Here is a 20,718-nt window from a genome sequence, read left to right on the forward strand (position 1 = left end):
CGTTGCGCAGCAATATCAGGGTTTCCCGGACCTATGTGCCTTGTGCCATTCCGCATGTCGGCGCAGCATCTCCCGCATCCGCTCGGCATAGCGGGCGCGTTCATCTGCAGTCATGGCCTCCACCTGGGCGATCCAGGCCCGCTGCACCGAGATCTGAAAGGCCCGCCGGTTGTCGGCCTGCTGCTCCAGGACCCTGGCCAACTGCCCGGCATCAAAGGGATCCCCCCGCAAGATCGCGATGACCGCCTCGCCCTCGGCGCGGCGGCGGGCCCCATAGCTGCCATGATCCCCTTCGGCGCGACGGTGCAGTTCTGTCCGGGTCTCCCGGTCCAGGTCGCGGAAGATCATCGACCCGACCGAGGGTGGACGCTTGCCCGGATGCGATCCGTCATGCCAGCGCATGAACGCCCCGATCGCGAGCCCCGCCACCGCAAGGTTGGCAGCAAGAGACACGGCCAGAAGCACCTTCAACCAAAGCCGCATTCCAGTCCGGGGTTCACCCGTTCCACCGCCAGAGGAGCCGGGACGCGCTGCATTCGAAGAGGCCGGGGTTTGTCCGTCAGTGCTCATTCTGTCTCCTCACCCAGCATCACGGCCAGGTCGTAACTATCGTATGGCAGTGCTGTCGTATCCACGGACAGCTGCGTGAACTCGGCCGGGTCCGGTAGGAAAGACGGCGGCGCCAGTCCGATCCACAGCCCGACAGCGCAGGCGGCCGCCATGCCACCCATGGCCGGCCATCCGCCAACCGCAGCGCGAAACTGGCGCCACATCCCGATTGCGGATGCGGCAAATGCCGCGGCCGGGTTTTGCGCGGGGGGCACGGCCAAAGCCGCCGCCTGCCGGGCCTGAACATCCGCTGCATCCGCAAGAATGCGCGCACTCAGGTCATCCGGCAATGTCGGCTGGTCCCGCCGCGCCTCTTCGAACAGCGCCTCCAGCAGGTCGATATCTTTTTCGGTGTCAGCCATCGTGATACCCCAACTCTTCCCGGCGCCCGGCAAGCAGTGCCGCCAGCGCCCTCTTGCCCCGGGCGGTCAAACTTTCGACCGCCTCAACGCTAATATCCATAATTCCGGCGATCTCCGGATTTGCCAGCTCTTCCAGATGGCGCAGGATCACTGCCTGACGCTGCCGCTCGGGCAATTGCATTAGCGCCTCCTGCAGCGCATCATGGCGGGCCCCGTCCTGCATCGCCTCGGGCGCGCTTTGCGCCGGATCCGGCGGGTCGGGGACCGCGTCCAGGTCCAGATACCCGCCGCGCTGGCGACGTTTCAGATCGATACAGAGGTTCATCACCACCCGGTAGAGCCAGGTCGAGATCTTCGCCTCTCCGCGCCGCCACTCCGGAGCGATCCGCCACAGGCGCATCATCGCCTCCTGTGTCACATCCTCTGCTTCGGCCCGGTTGCCCAGAACCCGCATGGCCACCCCGAATGCACGGGGGCCAAGCCGCTCGGTCAGCAGGGCTGCCGCGCGCTGGTCGCCCTGGGCAAAGAGCTCCAGCAGCACCTCGTCATCCGGCGACGCGCTCACCTTGGGCAGGCCTTCCAAGGAAGCCCTGCCCGCTGATGTATCCGTTCTTTGCAGCACGCCTGAAGGATCAGTTCTGCCCCATGCCCTGTTTCTGACCGCAATTCTTGCCGCCCTTGCCGCCATGATGCATACCACCACGGTTCATCCGGGCCTGGTCAAACTCCTCCTTTGACACAGCGCCATTGCCGTCCTTGTCCATCCGAGAGAACATATCACCACGCTTGGAGTGATCAGGCAACTCATCCTGACTGAGCGCGCCATCGCCATCGCTGTCGAACCGTTCCATCATCCGCGCCGCACGCTGGGTTGCGCGCCGCGCACCCTCGGCCTGCATTTCCTCGACCGACAGTTTGCCGTCACCATTCGCATCAACCTGCGCGAAACGGGCCGCACGGTGGGCGGTCATTTCCTCGGGCGATACCGCGCCATTGCCATCGGCATCCAGTTCCTCGAACGACACTTTGGGGCCGTGATGGCCGGGACCCGATTGAGCAAGAGCAGCCGTAGCTCCGGCCAGGCCGGCAACTGCAACGATAGCGGCGATGAACTGCGTATGTTTCATGTCATCTTCCCTTTGATTGGTAGCAGCCCTGTGCTGCCCGATGCATAGAAGAAACGCCGCAGCCCGATCTTTCCGTCGCAAAAATGTGATTTACTTTTGCCTGCTATTTTTGCGGCATCCAGCCGCAGACCTTGTGCGCCCCCCTTTCCCTCGGGCAAGAAGCGCGCAAACATGCGTTTGCAACACAGGATATTTCATGACTGAGTCCCAAGCCGTGATGGCCCCCGACACCGATACCGAACGCGAGACAATGCCTGCCCTGCTGAAAGGCTGGCGTCAGAAATGCCCCGAATGCGGCAAAGGCAAACTGCTGCATTCCTACCTCAAGGTGAACGACAGCTGCAGCAATTGCGGCCTCGATCTGTCCGGCCACCGCGCCGATGACGGCCCCGCCTATCTGACCATTCTGGTGGTGGGCCACCTGATGGCGCCGCTGCTGCATGTGGTTTATTTCGCCTGGCGGCCGGCACCTCTCGTAACGTTCACAGTTTTCTCGATTGGCTGTCTGGCTTCGTCGCTGTATCTTCTCCCCAGACTGAAGGGGGTTGTCGTCGCCTATCAATGGGCGCGGCGGATGCACGGGTTCGAAGACAGAACCTGAACCCTTTGGAAACAAAGGGGAGAGGCAGATGAGCAGCGCAGAGGTTCAGGGCGTAACAAGTCAGGACAAAACGGCAATCCGCAACGCGGCGACGGTGATCGCCGTACGTGATCGGATGGCCGATGACCCGCAGGTCCTGATGGGCCAGCGTGGCGCCAAGGCTGCCTTCATGCCGAACAAGTTCGTCTTTCCCGGCGGCGCGGTGGATCTGGCAGACAGTTCCGTGCCGCTGGCCGATCCTCTGCCCGCAGTCTGCCGCGACCGTCTGTCCGAACAGGCGCCGCACGATCTGCACCACGCACTGGCCATTGCCGCGATCCGCGAGCTGTGGGAGGAAACCGGGCTCTTGCTGGGTACGCCGGGGGACTGGAGCGATCCGGTTCCCGAAGATTGGCAGGCCTTTGCGCAAAGCGGCCATCTGCCTTCGGCGCGGGCATTGCAATTCGTGTTCCGGGCACTGACGCCGCCGGGCCGCCCCCGTCGGTTTGATGCGCGGTTCTTTCTGATCGATGCCGATGCCATTGTCGGCGATCTCGATGATTTCTCACAGGCCTCGGACGAGCTGTCGCATCTGCAGTGGATCCCGCTCAGCGAGGTTCGTACCTTCGATTTGCCCTTTATCACCGAAGTGGTTCTGGCCGAGGTGACTGGCCGCATCCGCGACACCAATCCGCCGGACAGCGTACCCTATTTCCGCAACGATGATGAAACCAGCCTGTTCCTGCGGCTGAAGGGCTATCCGATGCCGGAAAGCTCCTGAACCTGCTCACCCCTCCGTGACGGCGGAAGGTCAGATCGCCAGCACCAACGCGAGGATCGACAGGATCAGCAGTCCCATGCCGGTGATTTCGCGGACGGTGATTTTCTCCCGGAAGAACAGGACCGAGGCCAGCAGCGACAGCACCAGTTCGATCTGTCCCAGCGCCTTGACGTAGGCAGCGTTTTGCAAGGTGAAGGCCCAGAACCAGCAGAACGAACCGCCCATACTGGTCAAACCAACCCAGACCGCAACCCGGCGCGCCTGCCAGACGCGGGTAATCTCACCCTTTTCCTTGAGCGCCAGCCAGATCAGCATCAGCACTGTCTGCAAGGAGACAACCGATGCCAGCGTCACTCCGGCACGAAAGATCGGGTCCAGATCGCCCAGTTGCAGTGATGCCCCGCGATAGCTGACGGCGGAAAAGGCGAAAAGCACACCAGAGCCAAGCCCCAGCAGTGAGGCCTTGTTGGTCAGATGCTGCCACCAGGCGCCCTTCACTTCCGGAGTTTTCGACAAGACGAGCACGGCCGAGAGCCCGATCAGGATCGCTGCCCAGCCCCAGGGGCTGATCCCGTCCCCCAGCACCACAAGGCCGACAAGGGCGGTCTGAATAACCTCTGTCTTCTTGAAGGTGATGCCAACGGCAAAATTGCGCTGCTTGAACAGGGCCACCACACAGACCGTGGCAAGGATCTGCGCAGTTCCCCCGATGGTGGCAAAGACCCAGAACATGAGACCTAGATGCGGCAGGCTCTGCCCTGTTGCCATCAGATAAGCCGCCAGTGCCGCCAGAATGATCGGCGCCGAATAGGCAAAGCGGGCAAAGGTCGCCCCGCCCGGGGACAGGGTGACACTGCTCAGAACCTTTTGCAGCATGAAGCGTACGGTCTGAAAGCTCGCGGCGGCGATTGAAACGGGAATCCAGGTCAGCATGATCAGCTTATGAGCGCTTATTTTCCCTTTTGCCAGAGCGGATGCGGCACCGGATCCTTGGCCCGGATGAAATAGTCGCGAAAAATCTGCTGGTAGGAGGGGAACACATAGGCACGGTTGGCTGCCTGATAGAGCGCGCGGTGCCGATGATAGAGCCGCGGCAGCGCGTGCCAGGGCACGCCCGGGTGCATGTGGTGCACGATATGCAGGTTGTTGTTTAGGAACAGCAGCGCCAGCGGCCCGCGATCCTCGATCACCACGGTGCGGCCACGGACCTCTTCATGGGCGCGGTGTTCCAGAAAGGTTCGGATCTTCAGCAGTGCCAATCCCAGATAGGCGGCAATGGCATAGGCCCAGACCGGCATCGGCGCACGCAGCACCAGCCAGACCACCAGCGCGCTGCCGGCAATGTGCAGGAGCCAATCCGCAATCACCCGCCTGTCGCCCTGCCGGACGAGCTGCCAGTCCCCCGCCATGAAACAGATCTGCCCGATCAGCGGCCCCAGCAGCATCCGCCCCAGCAGGGTGTTGTTCATACGTAGAACGGCGCGTTTCCACGGCGCCAGCCCGCGCCAGACCTCGGGGCACATGAAGTTGCTTTCGGGATCGTCGAACGGGTCGGTCAGCCGCTCATCCTGATGATGCGCCAGATGGGTGTCGCGAAAGCGGCCGTAGGGGATCACCAGGTTGAGCGGCAGCGCCATCAGCGCCTCGTTCAGGATCCGGTTGCGGAACGGATGCCCGTGCAAGGCCTCGTGACACAGCGAAGAGTGAAAGGCGATCAACACGCCCGCCAGTACCACGGCGAGTGCCGTGCTGAAGGCCGAGAGCCAAAAAATCACCGCAAACCAGGCGGTATAGCAGATCAGGATCAGCACCAGCGTGCCCCACTCCACCCCGCGCGGCATCAGGTCAGAGGGCAGTATTGGCGCCTCCGGACCCTGGCTGATTGCCTCGGGCATTTGTGCGCGCACCTCAGACATGCGCCCGCCCCCAGGCGATCCCGGCCCAGATCCGCTCATAGATTAGGTAGGTGACGAACCCCAGCCCCGTGTTCACCAAGGCCATCGCCCCGCCGACCGTCGCCGATCCGGTTGCAAGCATGCCCACAACCGTCATCACGGTCAGGCCAATCACATTCCAGATCACCGCTTTCACGACAGAACGTCTGCGCGTTTCCATAGTACCTCCTACACTGTGCTGACTGGAGCTGGCAGGCGCTGCCGTCGGTCGCGTCCTGCTCTGCTTCTACGCTCAGACTAGGCCCGGTATCGGATGTTCGACATTCTGAATGTAATTAACAAACTTCATCACATGTGATATTTGTCACCAATGGATACCAAAATTGACAAACGGGTACGTGCCCAGCAATTCCGCGAACGCCTGAACCGGGCACTTGGTGAACGCGGGATGAGCCAAAGCGCCCTGGCCCGCCAGACCGGCGTGGACCGGTCCACCATTTCGCAGCTGCTCACCGATGACGGCGCCCGGCTGCCGAATGCGCATGTGGTGGGGTCCTGCGCCTCGGCGCTTGGCGTATCGGCGGATTGGCTGCTGAGCCTGTCGGACCGCCCCGAAAGCGCGGCAGAGCTGCTGGCCTCCAGCATGTCCGTCACCGAGGCCCCACGCGCCCTGGTGGATGAAAGGATTTTCGAATGGCATCGGGAGGCAGCGGGTTACAAGATCCGCCATGTGCCGGCCGCCCTGCCCGATCTGCTGAAAACCCGCGCCCTGCTGGAATGGGAATATGCGCCGCACCTGGGCCGCACTGCCGATCAGGCCATCGGCGCCTCCGAAGACCGCCTGTCCCTGATGCGGCAAGCCCAATCCGACTATGAAATCGCGATGCCGCTGTACGAGTTGGAAAGCTTTGCCAATGCCTGCGGCTATTACGAAGGTCTGCCGCTGGACATTCGGCTGGAGCAGCTGGATCATTTCGAGCGGCTTTGCACTCAACTCTACCCACGACTACGGATCTATCTCTTTGATGCAAAACGCCTGTTCGCATCGCCTGTGACCATCTTCGGGCCGCTGCTCTGCGTGTTTTATGCCGGAAGCCACTACATGGCATTCCGCGACCGCGAACGGATCGAGACCTTCACCAACCATTTCGACCAACTGATCCGCGAGGCGGATCTGACCGCCCGGCAGCTGCCCGAACGGCTGCGGGCCTGGAAAACCGGTATCCGCGATTAGGCACAGCTGCGCCCAGGCGCAGCGTCAGGCTCGGCCTGCGGCAGCAGGCCGAGCCACCTTCAGACCTTCGGGTCCGGGTTCTCGGTATGACCATCCACTGCGATCACCTGACCCGACACCAGCCGCGCCGCGTCAGAGCCAAGGAAGACCGCCATATTGGCCACATCCGCGGCTGTCACCCAGGACCGCATCGAGGTGCCCGAAGCATATCCCTCATACACAGCGTCCCGGCTCATGCCCTTCAGCGCCGCTTCGCGTTCCAGCACGCCCTCCATGCGCGGTCCTTCCACCGCGCCGGGGCAGATCGCATTGGCGCGGATGCCAAAAGGCCCCAGTTCCATCGCGAGGGTCTTCATCAGGCCAATCACCGCCCATTTCGCCGCCGAATAGGGCGCCCGGTTCGGATAGCCATAGATCCCCGCCGTCGAGGAGGTCAGCACGATCGCCCCCCGTCCCGCCGATTTCATCAGCGGCGTGGCATGTTTGGCGGCAAGAAAAGCGCCTTCGAGATTGACGCTGACACAAGAGCGCCAGTCCTCAAGGTCGATATCCTCGACCAGCGCGGTCGGCCCGGCGATGCCTGCATTGGCGCAGAGCACATCGAGCCCACCAGCGTCGGCGATCTTGTCGAAGACCGCCCGCATCTCCGGCTCGGACGCGGCATTCGCCGCGTGGCAGTGCCAGTGATCCGGCAGCGCCTCCAGCGCTGCGGGGTCGAGATCGGTGACCCATACCTCGGCCCCGGCGGCATCAAAAGCCTCGCCCATGGCGCGGCCAATGCCCGATGCCCCGGCGGTGATCAGAACCCGCATCGCCGCCGCCCTAGCGCGGCGCGCCGATGGCGCGGCCCAGCCCCTCGGGGGCCGGCAGTGCCGCATGCGCCTCGGCGAATTTTGTCAGGTTCGCTGCCAGATGCGGCGCGGGCGGCGCCGAGCGGCGGGTTTTCAGATCCACATGCAGCAGCATGTGTTCCCCGGTCGCCAGCAGACGTTCACCTTCGTACATTTCATGCCACAGGTGCATCTTTTTGCCTTCGGCCATGATCACCCGCGTCCTGACCTGAATGGGATGGCCTGCATGCACCTCGTCGATGTGGCGGATGTGGGTCTCGGCGGTAAAGAAACTGCCGCCCGAGGCGATATAGTCGGCATCGCAGCCGATGATTGCCATCATTCGGTCGGTGGACTGGGCAAAGGCGTCCAGATAGCGGCTTTCGGTCATGTGACCATTGTAGTCTGTCCAATCCAACGGAACGGTGCGGTTCAGGGTCAGAACCGGCTGCGACAGGTCCGCGACGTCCTCCATGGTGCTGGCCAGCCCCATGGCGCCTTCGCGCGCCTTATCATGGGCGTTCTGAAGCGCACCCGCGCCCCAGTTGGTATTGCCCAGCGCCCGCATCATGCCGACAAGGTTGTCGTCGCGGATCCGCTCCAGCTCACGGATCGAGTATTTGCCCGATTGCTTATCGGACTGACCGGCGATCAGGTCGACCAGCTCGTCGTTGTATTCCGGCACATCCATCAGCTTGGTCCAGGGCCAGGTAAGGCAAGGGCCGAATTGGGCCAGGAAGTGCTTCATGCCCGCTTCGCCGCCCGCAACGCGATAGGTCTCAAAGAGACCCATCTGTGCCCAGCGGATCCCAAAGCCGTAGCGGATCGCATTATCGATCTCTTCGGTGGTGGCGATGCCGTCCTTGACCAGCCACAGCGCCTCGCGCCAGACCGCCTCCAGGAAGCGGTCCGCCACATGGGCATCGATTTCCTTTTTCAGGTGCAGCGGGTACATACCGATTTCGGTAATGATCGCCTTGGCTTTGTCGATGACCTCGGGCGTATTGGCCTCGGTGGTGACCACTTCGACCAGCGGCATCAAGTAGACCGGGTTAAAGGGATGCGCGACCACGATCTGCGCCGCATTGTCAAACCCCTCCTGCAATTGCGACGGCTTGTAGCCAGAGGTGGAGGAGCCGATCACCGCGCCCCGCGCCACATGCTGCTGAAGTTCGCCATAGACCTTCTGCTTCAGGTCCAGCCGCTCAGGCACGCTTTCCTGCACCCAGCTGGCGCCAGCAACCGCCTCGGCAATGGTGGGATGGAAAGACAGCGCGCCTTCGGCAGGCAGGGCCACGTTGCCAAGCCCCGGCAAGGACCGACGGGCGTTATCCAGCACATCCGTGATCTTGCGCTCCGCCTCGGGGTCGGGATCAAAGACCCGTACGTTCCAGCCGTTCAGAAGGAACCGCGCGGCCCAGCCGCCGCCGATCACGCCGCCGCCAATGATTGCTGCTGTTTTCATGTTCTCATTTCCATTTGCATTTGGCTGTGCCTCTGCGCGGGCCACGCCTACGCTTTCACAGGGCGCGCCGTGCACGCCATCCCATCAGTTTAGTCTTGTGGAGCTGCGCAGCGCACCAGATCGGCCGCGAACCCGTTTTCATCAATGATCTGCAGCCGATCATCCGGCGTCACCAGGAATATCTGCGCATCGCTGTACGCGTATCCCGCATCAAGGCATTGCAGTTTCAGAGCCCAGCTATCGCCCACGCCAGTCTCGCGGACCGCCGCGATGTCACAGCTCCATTCCAGGCCGAATAACCCTTCGCGTCCGTACCAGTCAGGCGTTTGCTCTCCGACATCCCCGGCCCGGGCGCACCAGGCCGCATTGGGGGACCAGTAGCCCTCCCAAAGCGGTGCCTCCTCTGCGGCGGAAGACAGCGCCACGCCGCAAAAGACCATGGATGTCAGAGCCCGGCGGATCACTTCGCCACCGGCGCCCGTTTGGTCAGGCCGAGCTGCTTGCGGACCTCTTCGGGGCCGATCACCCGGGCGCCCATGTTCTCGATGATGGTGCCGGCGCGTTCCACCAGCTGCCAGTTCTCGGCCAACACGCCCTTCTCCAGCCAGAGATTATCCTCAAGCCCCACGCGCACATTGCCGCCCGCCAGAACCGAGGCCGCGACATAGGCCATCTGATCACGCCCCAGCGAAAACGCGGACCAGTCCCAGTCGTCCGGAACGTTGTTCACCATCGCCATGAAGGTATTGAGGTCGTTCGGCGCGCCCCAGGGCACCCCCATGCACAGCTGCACCAGCGCCGGGCTGTCCAAAATGCCCTCTTTCACCAGTTCCTTGGCGAACCACAGATGGCCGGTGTCAAAGGCTTCGATCTCGGGCTTCACGCCCAGATCGGTCATCATCTGCCCCATGGCGCGCAGCATGCCGGGGGTGTTGGTCATCACGTAGTCGGCTTCCGCAAAGTTCATTGTGCCGCAATCGAGAGTGCAGATCTCCGGCAGGCATTCGGCCACATGCGCCATGCGTTCGGTGGCGCCGATCATATCGGTGCCCGCATCCTTGACCGGCAGCGGGTTTTCCACGTCGCCAAAGGTGATGTCGCCGCCCATGCCGGCGGTCAGGTTCAGCACCACATCGGTGTCGCTGTCGCGAATGCGGTCGGTGACTTCGCGGTAAAGACCTAGATCCCGGCTCGGGGTGCCGGTTTCGGGATCGCGCACGTGGCAGTGGACCACGGCCGCGCCGGCCTTGGCTGCTGCGATGGCGCTGTCGGCGATCTGTTTGGGCGAGCGCGGCACGTGCGGGCTGCGGTCCTGGCTACCGCCAGAGCCGGTCACGGCACAGGTGATAAAGACGTCGCGGTTCATGGTCAGAGGCATGTTTTCGTTTTCCCCTCAATGTACAGGGTTTTGCCGTGGGTTATCCCCAGGCTCCTCCCCAGATTCCTGTTTGCGTTGACCTCTACTGTGCCTCAGCCTTCCGGGGAACAGTTTACGCAAAGCGAATCCGACTTGATGAAATCCGCGAAAAACATCCTGCAACCCGAGCATCGCCCGCTGAAATGCGCGGTTCTGGTGCTGGACGAATGCAACACGCTGTCCTTTGCGGCAGCGGTCGACCCGATGCGCGCGGCCAACCGGCTGGCCGGTCGCTGTGCCTTTGACTGGGACTATATCAGCGCAACGGATGAGCCGCCGATGCTGACCAGTGGGCTGACGGTGCCGACCACGCCTCTGTCCCGGCTCGAAGGATGCGAGCTGATGATTGTGGTGGCCGGTTTCCAGCTGGCGCGCCACGCCACCCCCAGCCTGCTGGCCGGGCTGCGCCGCATTGCGGGCACAGGTGCCACCATTGCAGGCATCGACGGCGGTCCGTGGCTGATGGCCGAAGCGGGCCTGCTGAACGATCACCCCGCGACCACCCATTGGGAGGATCTGGAGAATTTCTCGGCCCGTTTCCCGGATGTGGATTGCCGCAGCGACCGTTTTACCGTGTCCGACGGACGGATGACCTCGGGCGGCGCCACCCCTGCGATCGAGATGATGCTGCATATCATCAGCGCCCGTCATGGCGCCGGATTTGCCGCCCGCGTCGCTGGTCTGTTCCTTTATGACGGGGCTGCCAGCATGGCCCGCCCGCAAAGCCGCCTTGGCGGACACAAGCACAACGCGCTGACGGCCAAGGCCAATGCATTGATGGAAGCAGCGTTGGATGATCCGATGCCACTTGCGCGCATTGCAGAAAGCCTCGGCACCAGCCCGCGCAGCCTGCAGCAGCAATTCCGCTTGCGCCTTAATACCACGCCGCAGGACCATTACCTGCAACTGCGCTTGGCCGAGGCGCGGCGGCTGGTGACCGATACCGATCTGCCGCTAATGGATGTGGCCATGGCCACCGGATTCACCTCGCAATCGAGCTTTGCCCGCGCCTTCCGGCTGGCGCATGGCAGCTCGGCCCGGGATCTGCGCCAGGAGCGGAACGAAACGCAATCCACGGCCTATTCCACCGCGGACCACGCCGCGCAGGATCACCGCCCCACCACCCACTGAGGGTGCGGCAAACGGGCCGACCAGGTCACACGACCGGGCTGAAGGATCGCGGGGCGCTCCCGCGCGCCACCGGCACATGAAACATGTACCGTTCTCCTTGGGCCAGGCTCGGCGCAGAAGCGCCGAGCCTGGCCCAAGGCCGCCAAGGGGTATCGGCATCAGCCGATGCACCTGCGGGCGCGGGAGCACTCTGTTTCGTGTGGTGAACGATCAGTAAGGCATCGGGTGGGCGCGGTGGGCCGCGTCGATCTCCTCCAGCACCTGCGCATCCAGCGTTACATCGACTGATTGCAGGGCATGCTCCAACTGCGCAACGGTGGTCGCCCCGAAGATGGCCGAGGCCATGAAGGGCCGCGTGCGGCACCAGGCCAGCGCCATATGTACCGGATCCAGCCCGTGGCGCTTTGCGATCTCCAGATAGGCATCAACGGCGGCGTAGACCCGCGGCGAGTGGCGCCCGCCCAGCTCTGGGTTCAGCGTCTTGCGTGATCCTTCTGGCACCGCACCGCCCTGGTATTTCCCGGTCAGAAGTCCGGTTCCCAGCGGCGAAAACGCCATCAGCCCCACGTCTTCGTTGACGCTGAGTTCGGCCAGATCCGTATCATACATCCTGCACAGGAGCGAATATTCGTTCTGGATCGAAGCCACGCGCGGATAGCCCTTTTCCTCGGACAAGCGCAGCCATTGGGCTGTGCCCCAGGCGCTTTCGTTGGAAAGACCAAAGGCGCGAATATTGCCCTTGTCCACCTGCGCCTGCAGCGCCTCCAGGCAATCCAGCATATTGGCGAGGGTTTCCTCCCGGTTCTGGCCCGAGGGATCATAACTCCAGTTCTTGCGGAACATGTAGCTGCCCCGGTTGGGCCAGTGGAATTGGTAGAGATCAATGTAATCGGTCTTCAGCCGCTTCAGCGAGCCTTCGATGGTCGGCGCGATGGTCTTTGACGAGATCGCCTCTCCGTCGCGCACCACGGCAAGCCCCTCGCCCGAGTGTTTGGTGGCCAGGATGTAATCACTGCGGCGTCCGGTCTTTTCATTCCAGTTGCCGATGATCGCTTCACTGTGGCCGACGGTTTCCTTGCTGACCGGGTTCACCGGGTACATTTCGGCGGTGTCGACAAAGTTCACGCCCGCCGCCAGCGCCATGTCGATCTGAGTATGTGCGTCAGCCTCGCTGGTCTGGGTGCCAAAGGTCATGGTGCCAAGGCACAGCTCGGATACCGTCATTCCGGTGCGGCCCAGAGGGTTCATTTTCATATCGCGCGATCCCTGTCTCAAACGTTTCAAAAGACACTACTCCTGACCCAAAGGAGTGCAACCCTATGCCGTTGGTCGCTTTACCTGCTGCCTCCAAAAAAGGCACACCCTTAACGCGAACAGGTACCGCCCGACCCGAACGAAAATCACGTAAGGACCCGGAACAAGACCCTGAAACATAACCCGAATTGAAGGAGCACCCCATGACATTTCCACTGAAGAAAAGTTACAAGGAACTCATCGCCGAAGCGGACAGCGTGGTGAAACACGTGACGCTCGATGAAGCCCAGGCGCTCCTAAGCCAGGCACGCTCCCAATTCGTGGATCTGCGCGACATTCGCGAACTTTACCGCACCGGCGTGATCCCCGGCGCGTTTTCCTGCCCGCGTGGCATGCTGGAATTCTGGATCGACAAGGAAAGCCCCTACCACAAGGAGGTCTTTGACGAAGAAAAGCTGTTTGTCTTTTACTGCGACAATGGCTGGCGATCGGCTTTGGCTGCCAAGGCTGCGTTGGAAATGGGCCTTCCCGAGGTCCGGCATCTGGAGGGCGGCCTGGACGCTTGGATGGAAAGCGGCGGCGCCTTGTGTCCGGTTAAATGGTAACGCTGGCCTACCCGCACTGAGTGAAGAGAGGGCCTGCGCCCTTCTCTGGACGCCCCGGCACCTCCGAATGCCGGGGCGTCGTCATGTCTCCCTGCGCTTTCCTGCTGCCTGCCGCATCCGAGGGTCTTGCCGAGGGTGTGAAAATAGAACAGCCTGCGGCGGATCTAATCAGGGAGAGTCTCCATGCCACAGAACATCACCAAAGGCATCAAGGCCTTGCTTGCCGAAGCCAACGCCATGGTTGACACCATGTCCGTGGAGGACGCCAAAGAGAAAGCCCAGGACGAGTCTTACGTCTTTGTCGATCTGCGCGATATTCGTGAGCTGCAGCGCTCGGGCATGATCCCCGGTGCGTTTTCCTGCCCGCGCGGCATGCTTGAATTCTGGATCGACCCGGACAGCCCCTATCACAAGCCCATCTTCAACCAGGACAAAACCTATGTGTTTTACTGCGCCAGTGCCTGGCGTTCGGCGCTGAGCGCACGCGCGGCGATGGAGATGGGCCTGTCCCCGGTCATGCATCTGGAAGGCGGATTTACCAAATGGGCCGAAGAGGGCGGCGCCGTCGTCCCCCGCGAGAGCTGACCCACCGCCGGATATCACCCGCCCTGAGCGGCAAAAGGAAAGCGACACGGCCCTCCCGCGTCGCTTTCCTTTTGCCCCATTCCCCCTCCTTCATGCCCTGCCCTTTCTGCTGCACTCCCGCCAAACAATATTGAGAACAAAAGGCGAACACTGTAATCTGACAACCATGTCGATTCACCCCATCCCTCCACAGCTGCCTACCGGACTAGCCTCTGGTTCCACCCCAGGCCAAAGACAGCGAAAGGCCAGCGTCACCCTGCTCGGGGATATCGCCCTGCAGCGCGGTCGAGCGCATGAAGCCTGTGGCAGCGCCCGGTACAGTTTCGCGCTTTGGCTGGCCGGGGCGATGGCCGGGCCAGTGCTGTGGATCTCTCCGCCCCGGGACGCCGCAGAACTGAACCCCGACGGCATGGTGGATTTTGCGGATCCGTCCCGGTTTCTCTGGGTGACAGCCCCCCGATCCGAAGATGTTCTCTGGACCATGGAGGAAGCCCTGCGTAGCGGCGCCACCCCGCTTGTCATCGCGGACCTGCCCGCCCCCCCGGCCATCACCCCGGTACGGCGCCTGCATATGGCAGCTGCGGCGGGCGGGCCTCTGGCGATGGACGGAAACGCGCCGCTGGCGCTGCTGCTGACGCCCGGCGCGGGTGGCGCCCAGGGCATCGAAAGCCGCTGGACCATGCGCCCCGCGCATCAGTACCGCAATCGTATCTGGCAGTTGGACCGGCTGCGCGCCCGCGCCCTGCCCCCGCGCAGCTGGCAGCTGACACAACGGGCTCCGGGCGGCCCTTTGACTGAAACTGTCGCCCCTGACACGTCCACTCCCTCCCCCGGACAGGAGCAAGGCCAGAGCCGAGCCACGCCCCCAATGGAAGAAGCCGGGAAGCAAATCAAAAAAGTTAGCTGAATACGACATGATCTGACGAAAAGGGCTAGCAATCCCCACGCGCATTGGCACAGTCGGCAACACCATGCGCCTGATCCTTTCCTTTGCCGCCCTGTTCCTTTCTGTCATTCTGTTGCAGCTCTCTGCTGGCGGCGTCGGACCGCTGGATGCGATCTCGGGCCTGACGCTCGGCTTTGACAAGCAAGAAATCGGTCTACTGGGGTCTGCGCATTTTCTGGGCTTTTTCATCGGCTGCTGGTGGGCCCCACGGCTGATGGGCACGGTGGGCCATTCCCGCGCATTTGCCGTATGCACCGCCCTCGGGGCGATGGGCCTGATCGGACACACCCTCACCGAAGCGCCGCTGGCCTGGGCCGCGATGCGCATCGCATCCGGGCTGTCGGTGGCTGGTTGTTACACGGTGATAGAAGCCTGGATGAACGCCAAGGTCACCAACGAAAGCCGTGGCCGGGCCATGGGCACCTACCGGCTGGCCGACCTGATCGCCTCCCTTGCGGCACAGATGATGATCGCGGTACTGCCACCGGCCTCTTACGTCTCCTACAACCTTCTGGCCCTGCTTTGCTGCGCCGCGCTCTTGCCGCTGACCCTGACCCGCAACAGCCAGCCCGCAACCCCAGCCGCGCCGCGCCTGCGGCCCGGGCTGGCCTGGCGCTGTTCGCCACTGGCCGTTGTCGGCGTCATCGTCGCCGCGATCGGCGCCGCCTCGTTCCGGATGGTGGGGCCGATCTACGGCACCGAAGTTGGGTTGGAGCTGAACCAGGTTGCCTTTTTCCTTGCGGCCTTCGTGCTGGGCGGCGCACTCGCACAATACCCGGTGGGCTGGCTTGCGGACAAATATGACCGCCGCTGGGTGCTGATCTGGCTGTCAGCAGCCGCCATTATGTCTTGCGGCCTGACGATCCTCATATCGGGTCAAAGCACCGAGGCCACCATGATGATGGCAGGGTTGTTTGGCTTCACCGCCTTCCCGGTGTTCTCGGTCTCATCGGCCCATGCCAACGACTTTGCCACATCAGACGAGCGGGTCGAACTCTCTGCCGCGCTGATGTTCTTTTACGCGCTCGGCGCCATCGCTGCGCCTTATGTATCCTCCGCACTGATCAGCGGCTATGGCCCCAAGGCGCTGTTTGCCTTTATCGCGGTTGGCCATTTCGGGCTGATCCTGTTCGGCCTGTCGCGCATGCGCTCGCGCCCGACCCCGGACGAACGCACCAACTACGTCTACGCCCCGCGCACCTCCTTTACCATCGGACGGTTGATGAAAGGCTCGCGCGAAAAACGCTAGATCCCGCGAAAAAGGGTCGGAAAAATCCGGCCCTTTCATACAATGTGTGCAACCAGGCGATCTAGGCCAGCGGCGTCTCCACCTCATCAGCCGCTTCTTCTGCCGCCGATGCCTCGGCCTCCACCGTCTCTTTGGCAGGTTCAGATGACACCCCCAAAGCGCCGCTGGTGATACCGGCCACCCCATCCTCCATGGACAGGCCCAGTTCTTCGCCCAGCTTCTTCAGGGCAGGCATCTGAACCGCCATGCCCATAATGGAATCGAGTGCCTGATTGACGACGGGCTTGTCGCCGCCACCCGCCTGTGCGGCCACGGAGCCTGCACCGCCTGCGCCAACGCCCATGCCTCCGACCTGATGGATCTTGATCGAGTCGATCTTTTCGGCAGGTTTGACCATTTCCGCCACGATGGCAGGCATCGCTTCGATCCGGGCGAGATCGACCTTGAAGCGGATCTGAGCCTCAGACAGGACATTGTCTGCCTCAACGATGGCGCGCTTACCTTCCGCCTCGGCCAGCATGTCGTTCTTCTTGGCCTCGGCGCGGATGTTGAGTGCATCGGCTTCGGCCTGCGCCTCTTCACGGCGCGCTTCGGCGCGGTCGGCGGCGGCTTCCTTCTCCGCCTGGGCAGCCAGACGAATGCCGGTGGCCTGACGTTCCGCCTCGCGCGTGGCTTCGATCAGAACGATCTGCTTCTGACGCTCGGCCTCTGCCACCTGGCGGGCGGTTGCCACCGCTTCGGTCGCCTTGGTCGCCTCGGCGCGGGCCAGATCAGCCGAGGCACGGGCGCGGCTTTCCTCTTCGGATTTCTGCGCGATGATGATTTGGCGCTCCTGTTCAGCGACCTCCAACTCCCGCTCCTTGGAGATTTCGGCCTCACGGATCTTACGCTCGCGCTCAATGTCGGCGGCGCGAATGGCCTCTTCCCGTGCGATCCGGGCGCGTTCGGTTTCACGCACGCTGTCCTCAGTCCGGGCGGCAATCTCGGCCTCTTGCGCCACACGCAGGGTTTCCACCTTCTGCTTCTGCTCGATCCGGGCCTGTTCCTCGTCCTGTTCGATCAACAGCTTCTGACGCTCAGCCTCCATCGCGGCGCGGCGCACGGCGACATCCGCCTCTGCATCAATCTGGGCGCGTTCCTTTTTCGAGACCGCGATCACCTCGGCCAGCCTGCGCATCCCCACCGCGTTAAAGGCGTTGTTTTCATCCAGCGCCTCGAACGGGGTTTGGTCGAGCGCGGTCAAGGAAACGGATTCCAGCGACAGACCGTTCTTGAGCAGATCCTCGGAAACCGCATTCTGCACTTCCTGAACGAAGTCAGCGCGGTTCTCATGCAGGCCATCCATGGTCATCTGCGCCGCCACGGCGCGCAAACCATCGATCAGCTTACCCTCGATCATTTCTCGCAGCTGCTCCACATCGAAGGTCCGGCTGCCAAGGGTCTGAGCCGCACGGGCGATCCCTTCTGTTGTGGCCATGACCGAGACGTAGAATTCCACCCCCACATCGACGCGCATCCGGTCCTGGGTGATCAATGCCGCCTCGCCGTCGCGCTTCACCTCAAGGCGCAGGGTCTTCATGTTGACCGGGCTGACCTCATGCAACAGGGGCACAACGATCGTGCCACCATCCATGATCACCTTTTTGCCGCCAGCCCCTGTTTTCACAAGACTGATCTCGCGGGTAGAGCGCCGGTAGAGGCGACCAATAACAAGCCCGAACAGGGCAAGAAAAATAATTACGGTAACAACAACAATCAACAGAAACTCAAACTCCATTGAGAAACCTCCCTGTGGGACAAAAGTTAGAATTTTATCGTCAAGCTTATTCGGAGACGGCAACAAGCACGTAACTCCCCCTGCGCCGATCCCGGATCACCAGAACCTCGGTGCCCTGAGCGATGGTATCGCCATCTTTCAGAGGTTCGGCGCGCAAGTAGTGGGCATTGCCATAGCCATCCATGACTCGCACCTCAGCCGGGCGCCCCCTGGCGGCAGTGCCTTGGGTGACAATACCGCGGCGGCGGCCCAGATTGCGCTCGGACAGTGCCTCGGTTTCGGTCTGCGGCAAGACGCGGGCAAATGCAGCCCCAAAAACCCGCGCGAACCAAAAGGCAAAGGCGCCTGCTGGAATGGCTGCGCCCCAAGCCGGGGCAAGCAGCCCAAAGAGCGAGGACAGCGCCACCTGCAAGCCCATGCCCGAAAGGCCAAAGCCGAGCAAAATAGCCCCAAGCCAGATCACCGTCGGCATGCGGCCCAGCCCCAGCCAGGATGCCAGGCCTGTCGGGGTCGAAACACCTGCATCTGCAGGTGCATCAGGTGCCAGTTCCAGATCCAGTTCTGCATCTGGCAGGTCCAGATCCGCAGCATCAATGCCCTCAACCCCGCCCAGTTCCGAACCATCCAGATCAAGATCGAAGTCGCCGACATCGCCCGCATCGATATCCAGATCTGCATCGTTGTCAGCGCCGATCAGGCTCCCGCCCAAGAGCAAGGCCACCAATTCCAGCACCATCAAGCCGGTCAGCAGCGCAAGCGCCAATGTGAACGGGGCAAAAGCTCCGTCGAGCAGAAATTGCAGCATGTAGAAACCGACCTCACAACTCAGGATCATAAAGTATGCAGTAGTATACAATGAATATGGGAAGGGTTATTGACCGTTTCAATCCCGCACCCTGTACAACCTGAGGGTACGATGGCCGGGGACCGTTTGATACTCAAGAAAAACCTTGAACATGTTTCGACTTCTGTTGGATTTCGCGCGAATGGCACAGGCGGGGTTTCCGCCGCCCCCGCCATGCGATAGAGGGTCAGGCAAAGCGACATGTGGATGGATGGTATGGAACGCATTCTGATTACCTCGGCGATCCCTTACATCAATGGGATCAAACATCTGGGCAACCTCGTGGGCAGCCAGCTGCCTGCCGACCTTTACGCGCGCTATCAGCGTGGCCGCGGCAACGAGGTGATGTTCCTCTGCGCCACCGACGAACACGGCACCCCGGCTGAGCTGGCCGCCGCCAAGGCAGGCAAGCCGGTCGCGGAATACTGCGCCGAGATGCACGAGGTTCAGGCCGAAATCGCCAAGGGGTTCTGCCTCAGCTTCGATCACTTCGGGCGCTCTTCCAGCCCGCAGAACCACGCGCTGACCCAGCATTTCGCGGGCAAGCTGGCCGAGGCCGGGCTGATCCGTGAAGTGGTGGAGAAACAGGTATATTCCAACGCCGATGGCCGTTTCCTGCCCGACCGCTATATCGAGGGCACCTGCCCCAACTGCGGGTTCGAGAAGGCGCGCGGCGATCAGTGCGAGGAATGCACCAAGCAGCTTGATCCCACCGATCTGATCAATCCGCGCTCGGCCATCTCCGGCTCCACCGATCTGGAAGTGCGCGAGACCAAGCACTTGTACCTGTGCCAGTCCGCCATGAAGGACCAGCTGGACGCCTGGATCGACAGCAAGGCCGACTGGCCCGTCCTGACGACCTCCATCGCCAAGAAATGGCTGCACGATGGCGACGGCTTGCAGGACCGCGGCATTACCCGCGATCTTGACTGGGGTATTCCGGTCAAGAAGGGCGAAGAAGACTGGCCCGGCATGGAAGGCAAAGTCTTCTATGTCTGGTTCGATGCCCCCATAGAATACATCGCCTGCGCCAAGGAATGGGCCGATGCCCATGGCAAGGCTGATGCGGACTGGGAACGCTGGTGGCGCACCGACAAGGGCGCCGAGGATGTGAAATACGTCCAGTTCATGGGCAAGGACAACGTGCCCTTCCATACCCTGTCTTTCCCGGCGACCATTCTGGGGTCGGGTGAGCCGTGGAAGCTGGTCGATCACCTCAAATCCTTCAACTACCTGAACTATGATGGCGGCCAGTTCTCCACCAGCCAGGGACGCGGCGTCTTCATGGATCAGGCGCTGGAAATCCTGCCCGCCGACTATTGGCGCTGGTGGCTGCTGAGCCATGCCCCCGAAAGCAGCGATTCCGAATTCACCTGGGAAAACTTCCAGCAGTCGGTGAACAAGGATCTGGCCGACGTTCTGGGCAACTTCGTCTCCCGTATCACCAAGTTCTGCCGCTCCAAGTTCGGCGAAGAGGTGCCCACGGGTGGCGAATACGGCGAGCAGGAGCTTGCGCTGATCGAGGAGCTGACCACCCGCCTGCGTGCCTATGAGCAGCACATGGAGGCGATGGAGGTGCGCAAATCGGCGCAGGAGCTGCGCGCGATCTGGGTTGCGGGCAATGAATACCTGCAATCCGCTGCCCCCTGGTCGGTCTTCAAGGAAGACCCCGAGCGCGCTGCCGCGCAGGTGCGTCTGGGTCTGAACCTGATCCGCTTCTATGCCGTGCTCAGCGCACCCTTCATCCCGCAGGCCAGCGCCACGCTGATGGCGGCCCTGAATAGCTCGGACATGGGCTGGCCTACCGATGTTGCTGCGGCCCTTTCCGCCCTGCCCGCCGGGCATGGCTTCACCGTGCCGGAGGTTCTGTTCGCGAAGATTGCAGACGAGCAGCGCGAAGACTGGCAGGAACGGTTCTCGGGCACCCGCGACTAAGCAACGCCCAATCTATCAAACTCCAAAGGCCGCCAAATTGGCGGCCTTTTTATTGTGTCTGCTGCCACCTGAGCGACTCGGCCTATGTGCGG

At 62.4% G+C, this 20,718-nt stretch carries 23 protein-coding genes; 9 read left to right on the forward strand and 14 right to left on the reverse strand.

The genetic code is table 11. The annotated features are described in order from the left end of the window. Positions 1 to 15: 15 nt before the first annotated feature. From SM766_RS17740 to SM766_RS17755, 4 genes are all read right to left on the reverse strand, one after another. Positions 16 to 570, reverse strand: a complete 555-nt coding sequence (locus SM766_RS17740; protein ID WP_368948623.1) for a periplasmic heavy metal sensor — start codon at positions 568 to 570, stop codon at positions 16 to 18. Beyond that, positions 567 to 971, reverse strand: a complete 405-nt coding sequence (locus SM766_RS17745; protein ID WP_368948624.1) for a hypothetical protein — start codon at positions 969 to 971, stop codon at positions 567 to 569. The genes SM766_RS17740 and SM766_RS17745 overlap by 4 nt, the downstream gene beginning before the upstream one ends. After that, positions 964 to 1,536: an RNA polymerase sigma factor gene (locus tag SM766_RS17750; protein ID WP_425537297.1), complete on the reverse strand. Its 573-nt coding sequence runs from the start codon at positions 1,534 to 1,536 to the stop codon at positions 964 to 966. Before SM766_RS17750 ends, SM766_RS17745 begins: the two co-directional genes overlap by 8 nt. Before the next feature lie 67 nt (positions 1,537 to 1,603). Beyond that, positions 1,604 to 2,098 carry an EF-hand domain-containing protein gene (locus SM766_RS17755; protein WP_368948625.1) on the reverse strand — a complete coding sequence of 165 codons (495 nt, stop codon included), beginning with the start codon at positions 2,096 to 2,098 and terminating at the stop codon, positions 1,604 to 1,606. Between the two features lie 196 nt (positions 2,099 to 2,294). On the opposite strand from SM766_RS17755, the gene SM766_RS17760 reads away from it, so the two are divergent. Both SM766_RS17760 and SM766_RS17765 read left to right on the forward strand, forming a co-directional pair. Continuing rightward, a complete protein-coding gene (locus tag SM766_RS17760; protein ID WP_065271119.1) occupies positions 2,295 to 2,699 on the forward strand; it encodes a DUF983 domain-containing protein in 405 nt (134 codons plus the stop codon). A gap of 28 nt (positions 2,700 to 2,727) precedes the next feature. Further along, complete coding sequence (locus tag SM766_RS17765; protein WP_065271120.1) at positions 2,728 to 3,459, forward strand: NUDIX hydrolase; 732 nt, start codon at positions 2,728 to 2,730, stop codon at positions 3,457 to 3,459. A gap of 30 nt (positions 3,460 to 3,489) precedes the next feature. On the opposite strand, the gene SM766_RS17770 is transcribed toward SM766_RS17765, so the two are convergent. From SM766_RS17770 to SM766_RS17780, 3 genes are read right to left on the reverse strand one after another with little or no spacing between them, the layout of a single operon-like run. Next, positions 3,490 to 4,392 carry an EamA family transporter gene (locus SM766_RS17770; RefSeq protein ID WP_368948626.1) on the reverse strand — a complete coding sequence of 301 codons (903 nt, stop codon included), beginning with the start codon at positions 4,390 to 4,392 and terminating at the stop codon, positions 3,490 to 3,492. 17 nt (positions 4,393 to 4,409) lie between these two features. After that, complete coding sequence (locus tag SM766_RS17775; protein ID WP_490363370.1) at positions 4,410 to 5,354, reverse strand: fatty acid desaturase; 945 nt, start codon at positions 5,352 to 5,354, stop codon at positions 4,410 to 4,412. A gap of 13 nt (positions 5,355 to 5,367) precedes the next feature. After that, positions 5,368 to 5,574, reverse strand: a complete 207-nt coding sequence (locus SM766_RS17780; RefSeq protein WP_065271122.1) for a DUF2061 domain-containing protein — start codon at positions 5,572 to 5,574, stop codon at positions 5,368 to 5,370. A 150-nt stretch (positions 5,575 to 5,724) separates the two neighbouring features. On the opposite strand from SM766_RS17780, the gene SM766_RS17785 reads away from it, so the two are divergent. Then, on the forward strand, positions 5,725 to 6,588 hold the full coding sequence (locus tag SM766_RS17785; RefSeq protein ID WP_065271123.1) for a helix-turn-helix domain-containing protein: 864 nt from the start codon (positions 5,725 to 5,727) through the stop codon (positions 6,586 to 6,588). 59 nt (positions 6,589 to 6,647) lie between these two features. On the opposite strand, the gene SM766_RS17790 is transcribed toward SM766_RS17785, so the two are convergent. The 4 genes from SM766_RS17790 to bcoG form a co-directional block, all read right to left on the reverse strand. Continuing rightward, on the reverse strand, positions 6,648 to 7,400 hold the full coding sequence (locus SM766_RS17790) for an SDR family oxidoreductase (protein WP_274834751.1): 753 nt from the start codon (positions 7,398 to 7,400) through the stop codon (positions 6,648 to 6,650). 10 nt (positions 7,401 to 7,410) lie between these two features. Further along, entirely contained in the window at positions 7,411 to 8,883 is a 1,473-nt protein-coding gene (locus SM766_RS17795; RefSeq protein ID WP_368948627.1) for a carnitine 3-dehydrogenase, read from the reverse strand. Positions 8,884 to 8,972: 89 nt separating this feature from the next. Continuing rightward, the gene (locus SM766_RS17800) at positions 8,973 to 9,347 is read right to left on the reverse strand and encodes a hypothetical protein (protein WP_368948628.1); all 375 of its coding nucleotides are present in this window, start codon (positions 9,345 to 9,347) and stop codon (positions 8,973 to 8,975) included. After that, entirely contained in the window at positions 9,344 to 10,261 is a 918-nt protein-coding gene (bcoG, locus tag SM766_RS17805) for a 3-dehydrocarnitine:acetyl-CoA trimethylamine transferase BcoG (protein ID WP_065271127.1), read from the reverse strand. Before bcoG ends, SM766_RS17800 begins: the two co-directional genes overlap by 4 nt. Positions 10,262 to 10,396: 135 nt before the next feature. On the opposite strand from bcoG, the gene SM766_RS17810 reads away from it, so the two are divergent. Continuing rightward, entirely contained in the window at positions 10,397 to 11,431 is a 1,035-nt protein-coding gene (locus SM766_RS17810) for a GlxA family transcriptional regulator (RefSeq protein ID WP_065271128.1), read from the forward strand. A 210-nt stretch (positions 11,432 to 11,641) separates the two neighbouring features. On the opposite strand, the gene SM766_RS17815 is transcribed toward SM766_RS17810, so the two are convergent. Beyond that, the gene (locus SM766_RS17815) at positions 11,642 to 12,685 is read right to left on the reverse strand and encodes an aldo/keto reductase (protein ID WP_368948629.1); all 1,044 of its coding nucleotides are present in this window, start codon (positions 12,683 to 12,685) and stop codon (positions 11,642 to 11,644) included. A gap of 203 nt (positions 12,686 to 12,888) precedes the next feature. On the opposite strand from SM766_RS17815, the gene SM766_RS17820 reads away from it, so the two are divergent. The 4 genes from SM766_RS17820 to SM766_RS17835 all read left to right on the forward strand — a co-directional run bounded on the left by SM766_RS17820 (position 12,889) and on the right by SM766_RS17835 (position 16,070). Further along, a complete protein-coding gene (locus SM766_RS17820; RefSeq protein WP_065271130.1) occupies positions 12,889 to 13,290 on the forward strand; it encodes a rhodanese-like domain-containing protein in 402 nt (133 codons plus the stop codon). Between the two features lie 183 nt (positions 13,291 to 13,473). Beyond that, a complete protein-coding gene (locus tag SM766_RS17825) occupies positions 13,474 to 13,875 on the forward strand; it encodes a rhodanese-like domain-containing protein (protein WP_065271131.1) in 402 nt (133 codons plus the stop codon). A gap of 166 nt (positions 13,876 to 14,041) precedes the next feature. After that, positions 14,042 to 14,782 (forward strand): ImuA family protein, encoded by a 741-nt coding sequence (locus SM766_RS17830; RefSeq protein WP_368948630.1) that lies wholly within the window; start codon positions 14,042 to 14,044, stop codon positions 14,780 to 14,782. A 64-nt stretch (positions 14,783 to 14,846) separates the two neighbouring features. Further along, positions 14,847 to 16,070, forward strand: coding sequence for an MFS transporter (locus SM766_RS17835; RefSeq protein WP_065273556.1), 1,224 nt, complete (start codon positions 14,847 to 14,849; stop codon positions 16,068 to 16,070). 61 nt (positions 16,071 to 16,131) lie between these two features. On the opposite strand, the gene SM766_RS17840 is transcribed toward SM766_RS17835, so the two are convergent. Both SM766_RS17840 and SM766_RS17845 read right to left on the reverse strand, forming a co-directional pair. Beyond that, positions 16,132 to 17,847 (reverse strand): flotillin family protein, encoded by a 1,716-nt coding sequence (locus SM766_RS17840; RefSeq protein ID WP_368948631.1) that lies wholly within the window; start codon positions 17,845 to 17,847, stop codon positions 16,132 to 16,134. Between the two features lie 46 nt (positions 17,848 to 17,893). Then, positions 17,894 to 18,652: an OB-fold-containig protein gene (locus SM766_RS17845; protein WP_368948632.1), complete on the reverse strand. Its 759-nt coding sequence runs from the start codon at positions 18,650 to 18,652 to the stop codon at positions 17,894 to 17,896. Positions 18,653 to 18,907: 255 nt separating this feature from the next. Between SM766_RS17845 and metG the strand changes: the two genes are divergently transcribed. Beyond that, on the forward strand, positions 18,908 to 20,626 hold the full coding sequence (gene metG, locus SM766_RS17850) for a methionine--tRNA ligase (RefSeq protein ID WP_368948634.1): 1,719 nt from the start codon (positions 18,908 to 18,910) through the stop codon (positions 20,624 to 20,626). The last annotated feature ends 92 nt before the right edge of the window (positions 20,627 to 20,718 follow it).

The sequence above is a fragment of the Pseudophaeobacter sp. A-200-2 genome (genome assembly GCF_041008815.1).
In the GTDB taxonomy this organism is placed as follows: domain Bacteria; phylum Pseudomonadota; class Alphaproteobacteria; order Rhodobacterales; family Rhodobacteraceae; genus Phycobacter; species Phycobacter gallaeciensis_A.

Excerpts from the sequence above, each read along its gene's own strand:
- SM766_RS17845 (WP_368948632.1), bottom strand. The coding sequence starts at position 18,652 with ATGCTGCAATTTCTGCTCGACGGAGCTTTTGCCCCGTTCACATTGGCG.
- SM766_RS17770 (WP_368948626.1), bottom strand. The coding sequence starts at position 4,392 with ATGCTGACCTGGATTCCCGTTTCAATCGCCGCCGCGAGCTTTCAGACC.
- bcoG (WP_065271127.1), bottom strand. The coding sequence starts at position 10,261 with ATGCCTCTGACCATGAACCGCGACGTCTTTATCACCTGTGCCGTGACC.
- SM766_RS17795 (WP_368948627.1), bottom strand. The coding sequence starts at position 8,883 with ATGAAAACAGCAGCAATCATTGGCGGCGGCGTGATCGGCGGCGGCTGG.
- SM766_RS17765 (WP_065271120.1), top strand. The coding sequence starts at position 2,728 with ATGAGCAGCGCAGAGGTTCAGGGCGTAACAAGTCAGGACAAAACGGCA.
- SM766_RS17790 (WP_274834751.1), bottom strand. The coding sequence starts at position 7,400 with ATGCGGGTTCTGATCACCGCCGGGGCATCGGGCATTGGCCGCGCCATG.
- SM766_RS17760 (WP_065271119.1), top strand. The coding sequence starts at position 2,295 with ATGACTGAGTCCCAAGCCGTGATGGCCCCCGACACCGATACCGAACGC.
- SM766_RS17755 (WP_368948625.1), bottom strand. The coding sequence starts at position 2,098 with ATGAAACATACGCAGTTCATCGCCGCTATCGTTGCAGTTGCCGGCCTG.
- SM766_RS17835 (WP_065273556.1), top strand. The coding sequence starts at position 14,847 with ATGCGCCTGATCCTTTCCTTTGCCGCCCTGTTCCTTTCTGTCATTCTG.
- SM766_RS17840 (WP_368948631.1), bottom strand. The coding sequence starts at position 17,847 with ATGGAGTTTGAGTTTCTGTTGATTGTTGTTGTTACCGTAATTATTTTT.
- SM766_RS17810 (WP_065271128.1), top strand. The coding sequence starts at position 10,397 with ATGAAATCCGCGAAAAACATCCTGCAACCCGAGCATCGCCCGCTGAAA.
- SM766_RS17785 (WP_065271123.1), top strand. The coding sequence starts at position 5,725 with ATGGATACCAAAATTGACAAACGGGTACGTGCCCAGCAATTCCGCGAA.
- SM766_RS17775 (WP_490363370.1), bottom strand. The coding sequence starts at position 5,354 with ATGCCCGAGGCAATCAGCCAGGGTCCGGAGGCGCCAATACTGCCCTCT.
- SM766_RS17740 (WP_368948623.1), bottom strand. The coding sequence starts at position 570 with ATGAGCACTGACGGACAAACCCCGGCCTCTTCGAATGCAGCGCGTCCC.
- SM766_RS17830 (WP_368948630.1), top strand. The coding sequence starts at position 14,042 with ATGTCGATTCACCCCATCCCTCCACAGCTGCCTACCGGACTAGCCTCT.
- SM766_RS17780 (WP_065271122.1), bottom strand. The coding sequence starts at position 5,574 with ATGGAAACGCGCAGACGTTCTGTCGTGAAAGCGGTGATCTGGAATGTG.
- metG (WP_368948634.1), top strand. The coding sequence starts at position 18,908 with ATGGAACGCATTCTGATTACCTCGGCGATCCCTTACATCAATGGGATC.
- SM766_RS17825 (WP_065271131.1), top strand. The coding sequence starts at position 13,474 with ATGCCACAGAACATCACCAAAGGCATCAAGGCCTTGCTTGCCGAAGCC.
- SM766_RS17815 (WP_368948629.1), bottom strand. The coding sequence starts at position 12,685 with ATGAAAATGAACCCTCTGGGCCGCACCGGAATGACGGTATCCGAGCTG.
- SM766_RS17745 (WP_368948624.1), bottom strand. The coding sequence starts at position 971 with ATGGCTGACACCGAAAAAGATATCGACCTGCTGGAGGCGCTGTTCGAA.
- SM766_RS17820 (WP_065271130.1), top strand. The coding sequence starts at position 12,889 with ATGACATTTCCACTGAAGAAAAGTTACAAGGAACTCATCGCCGAAGCG.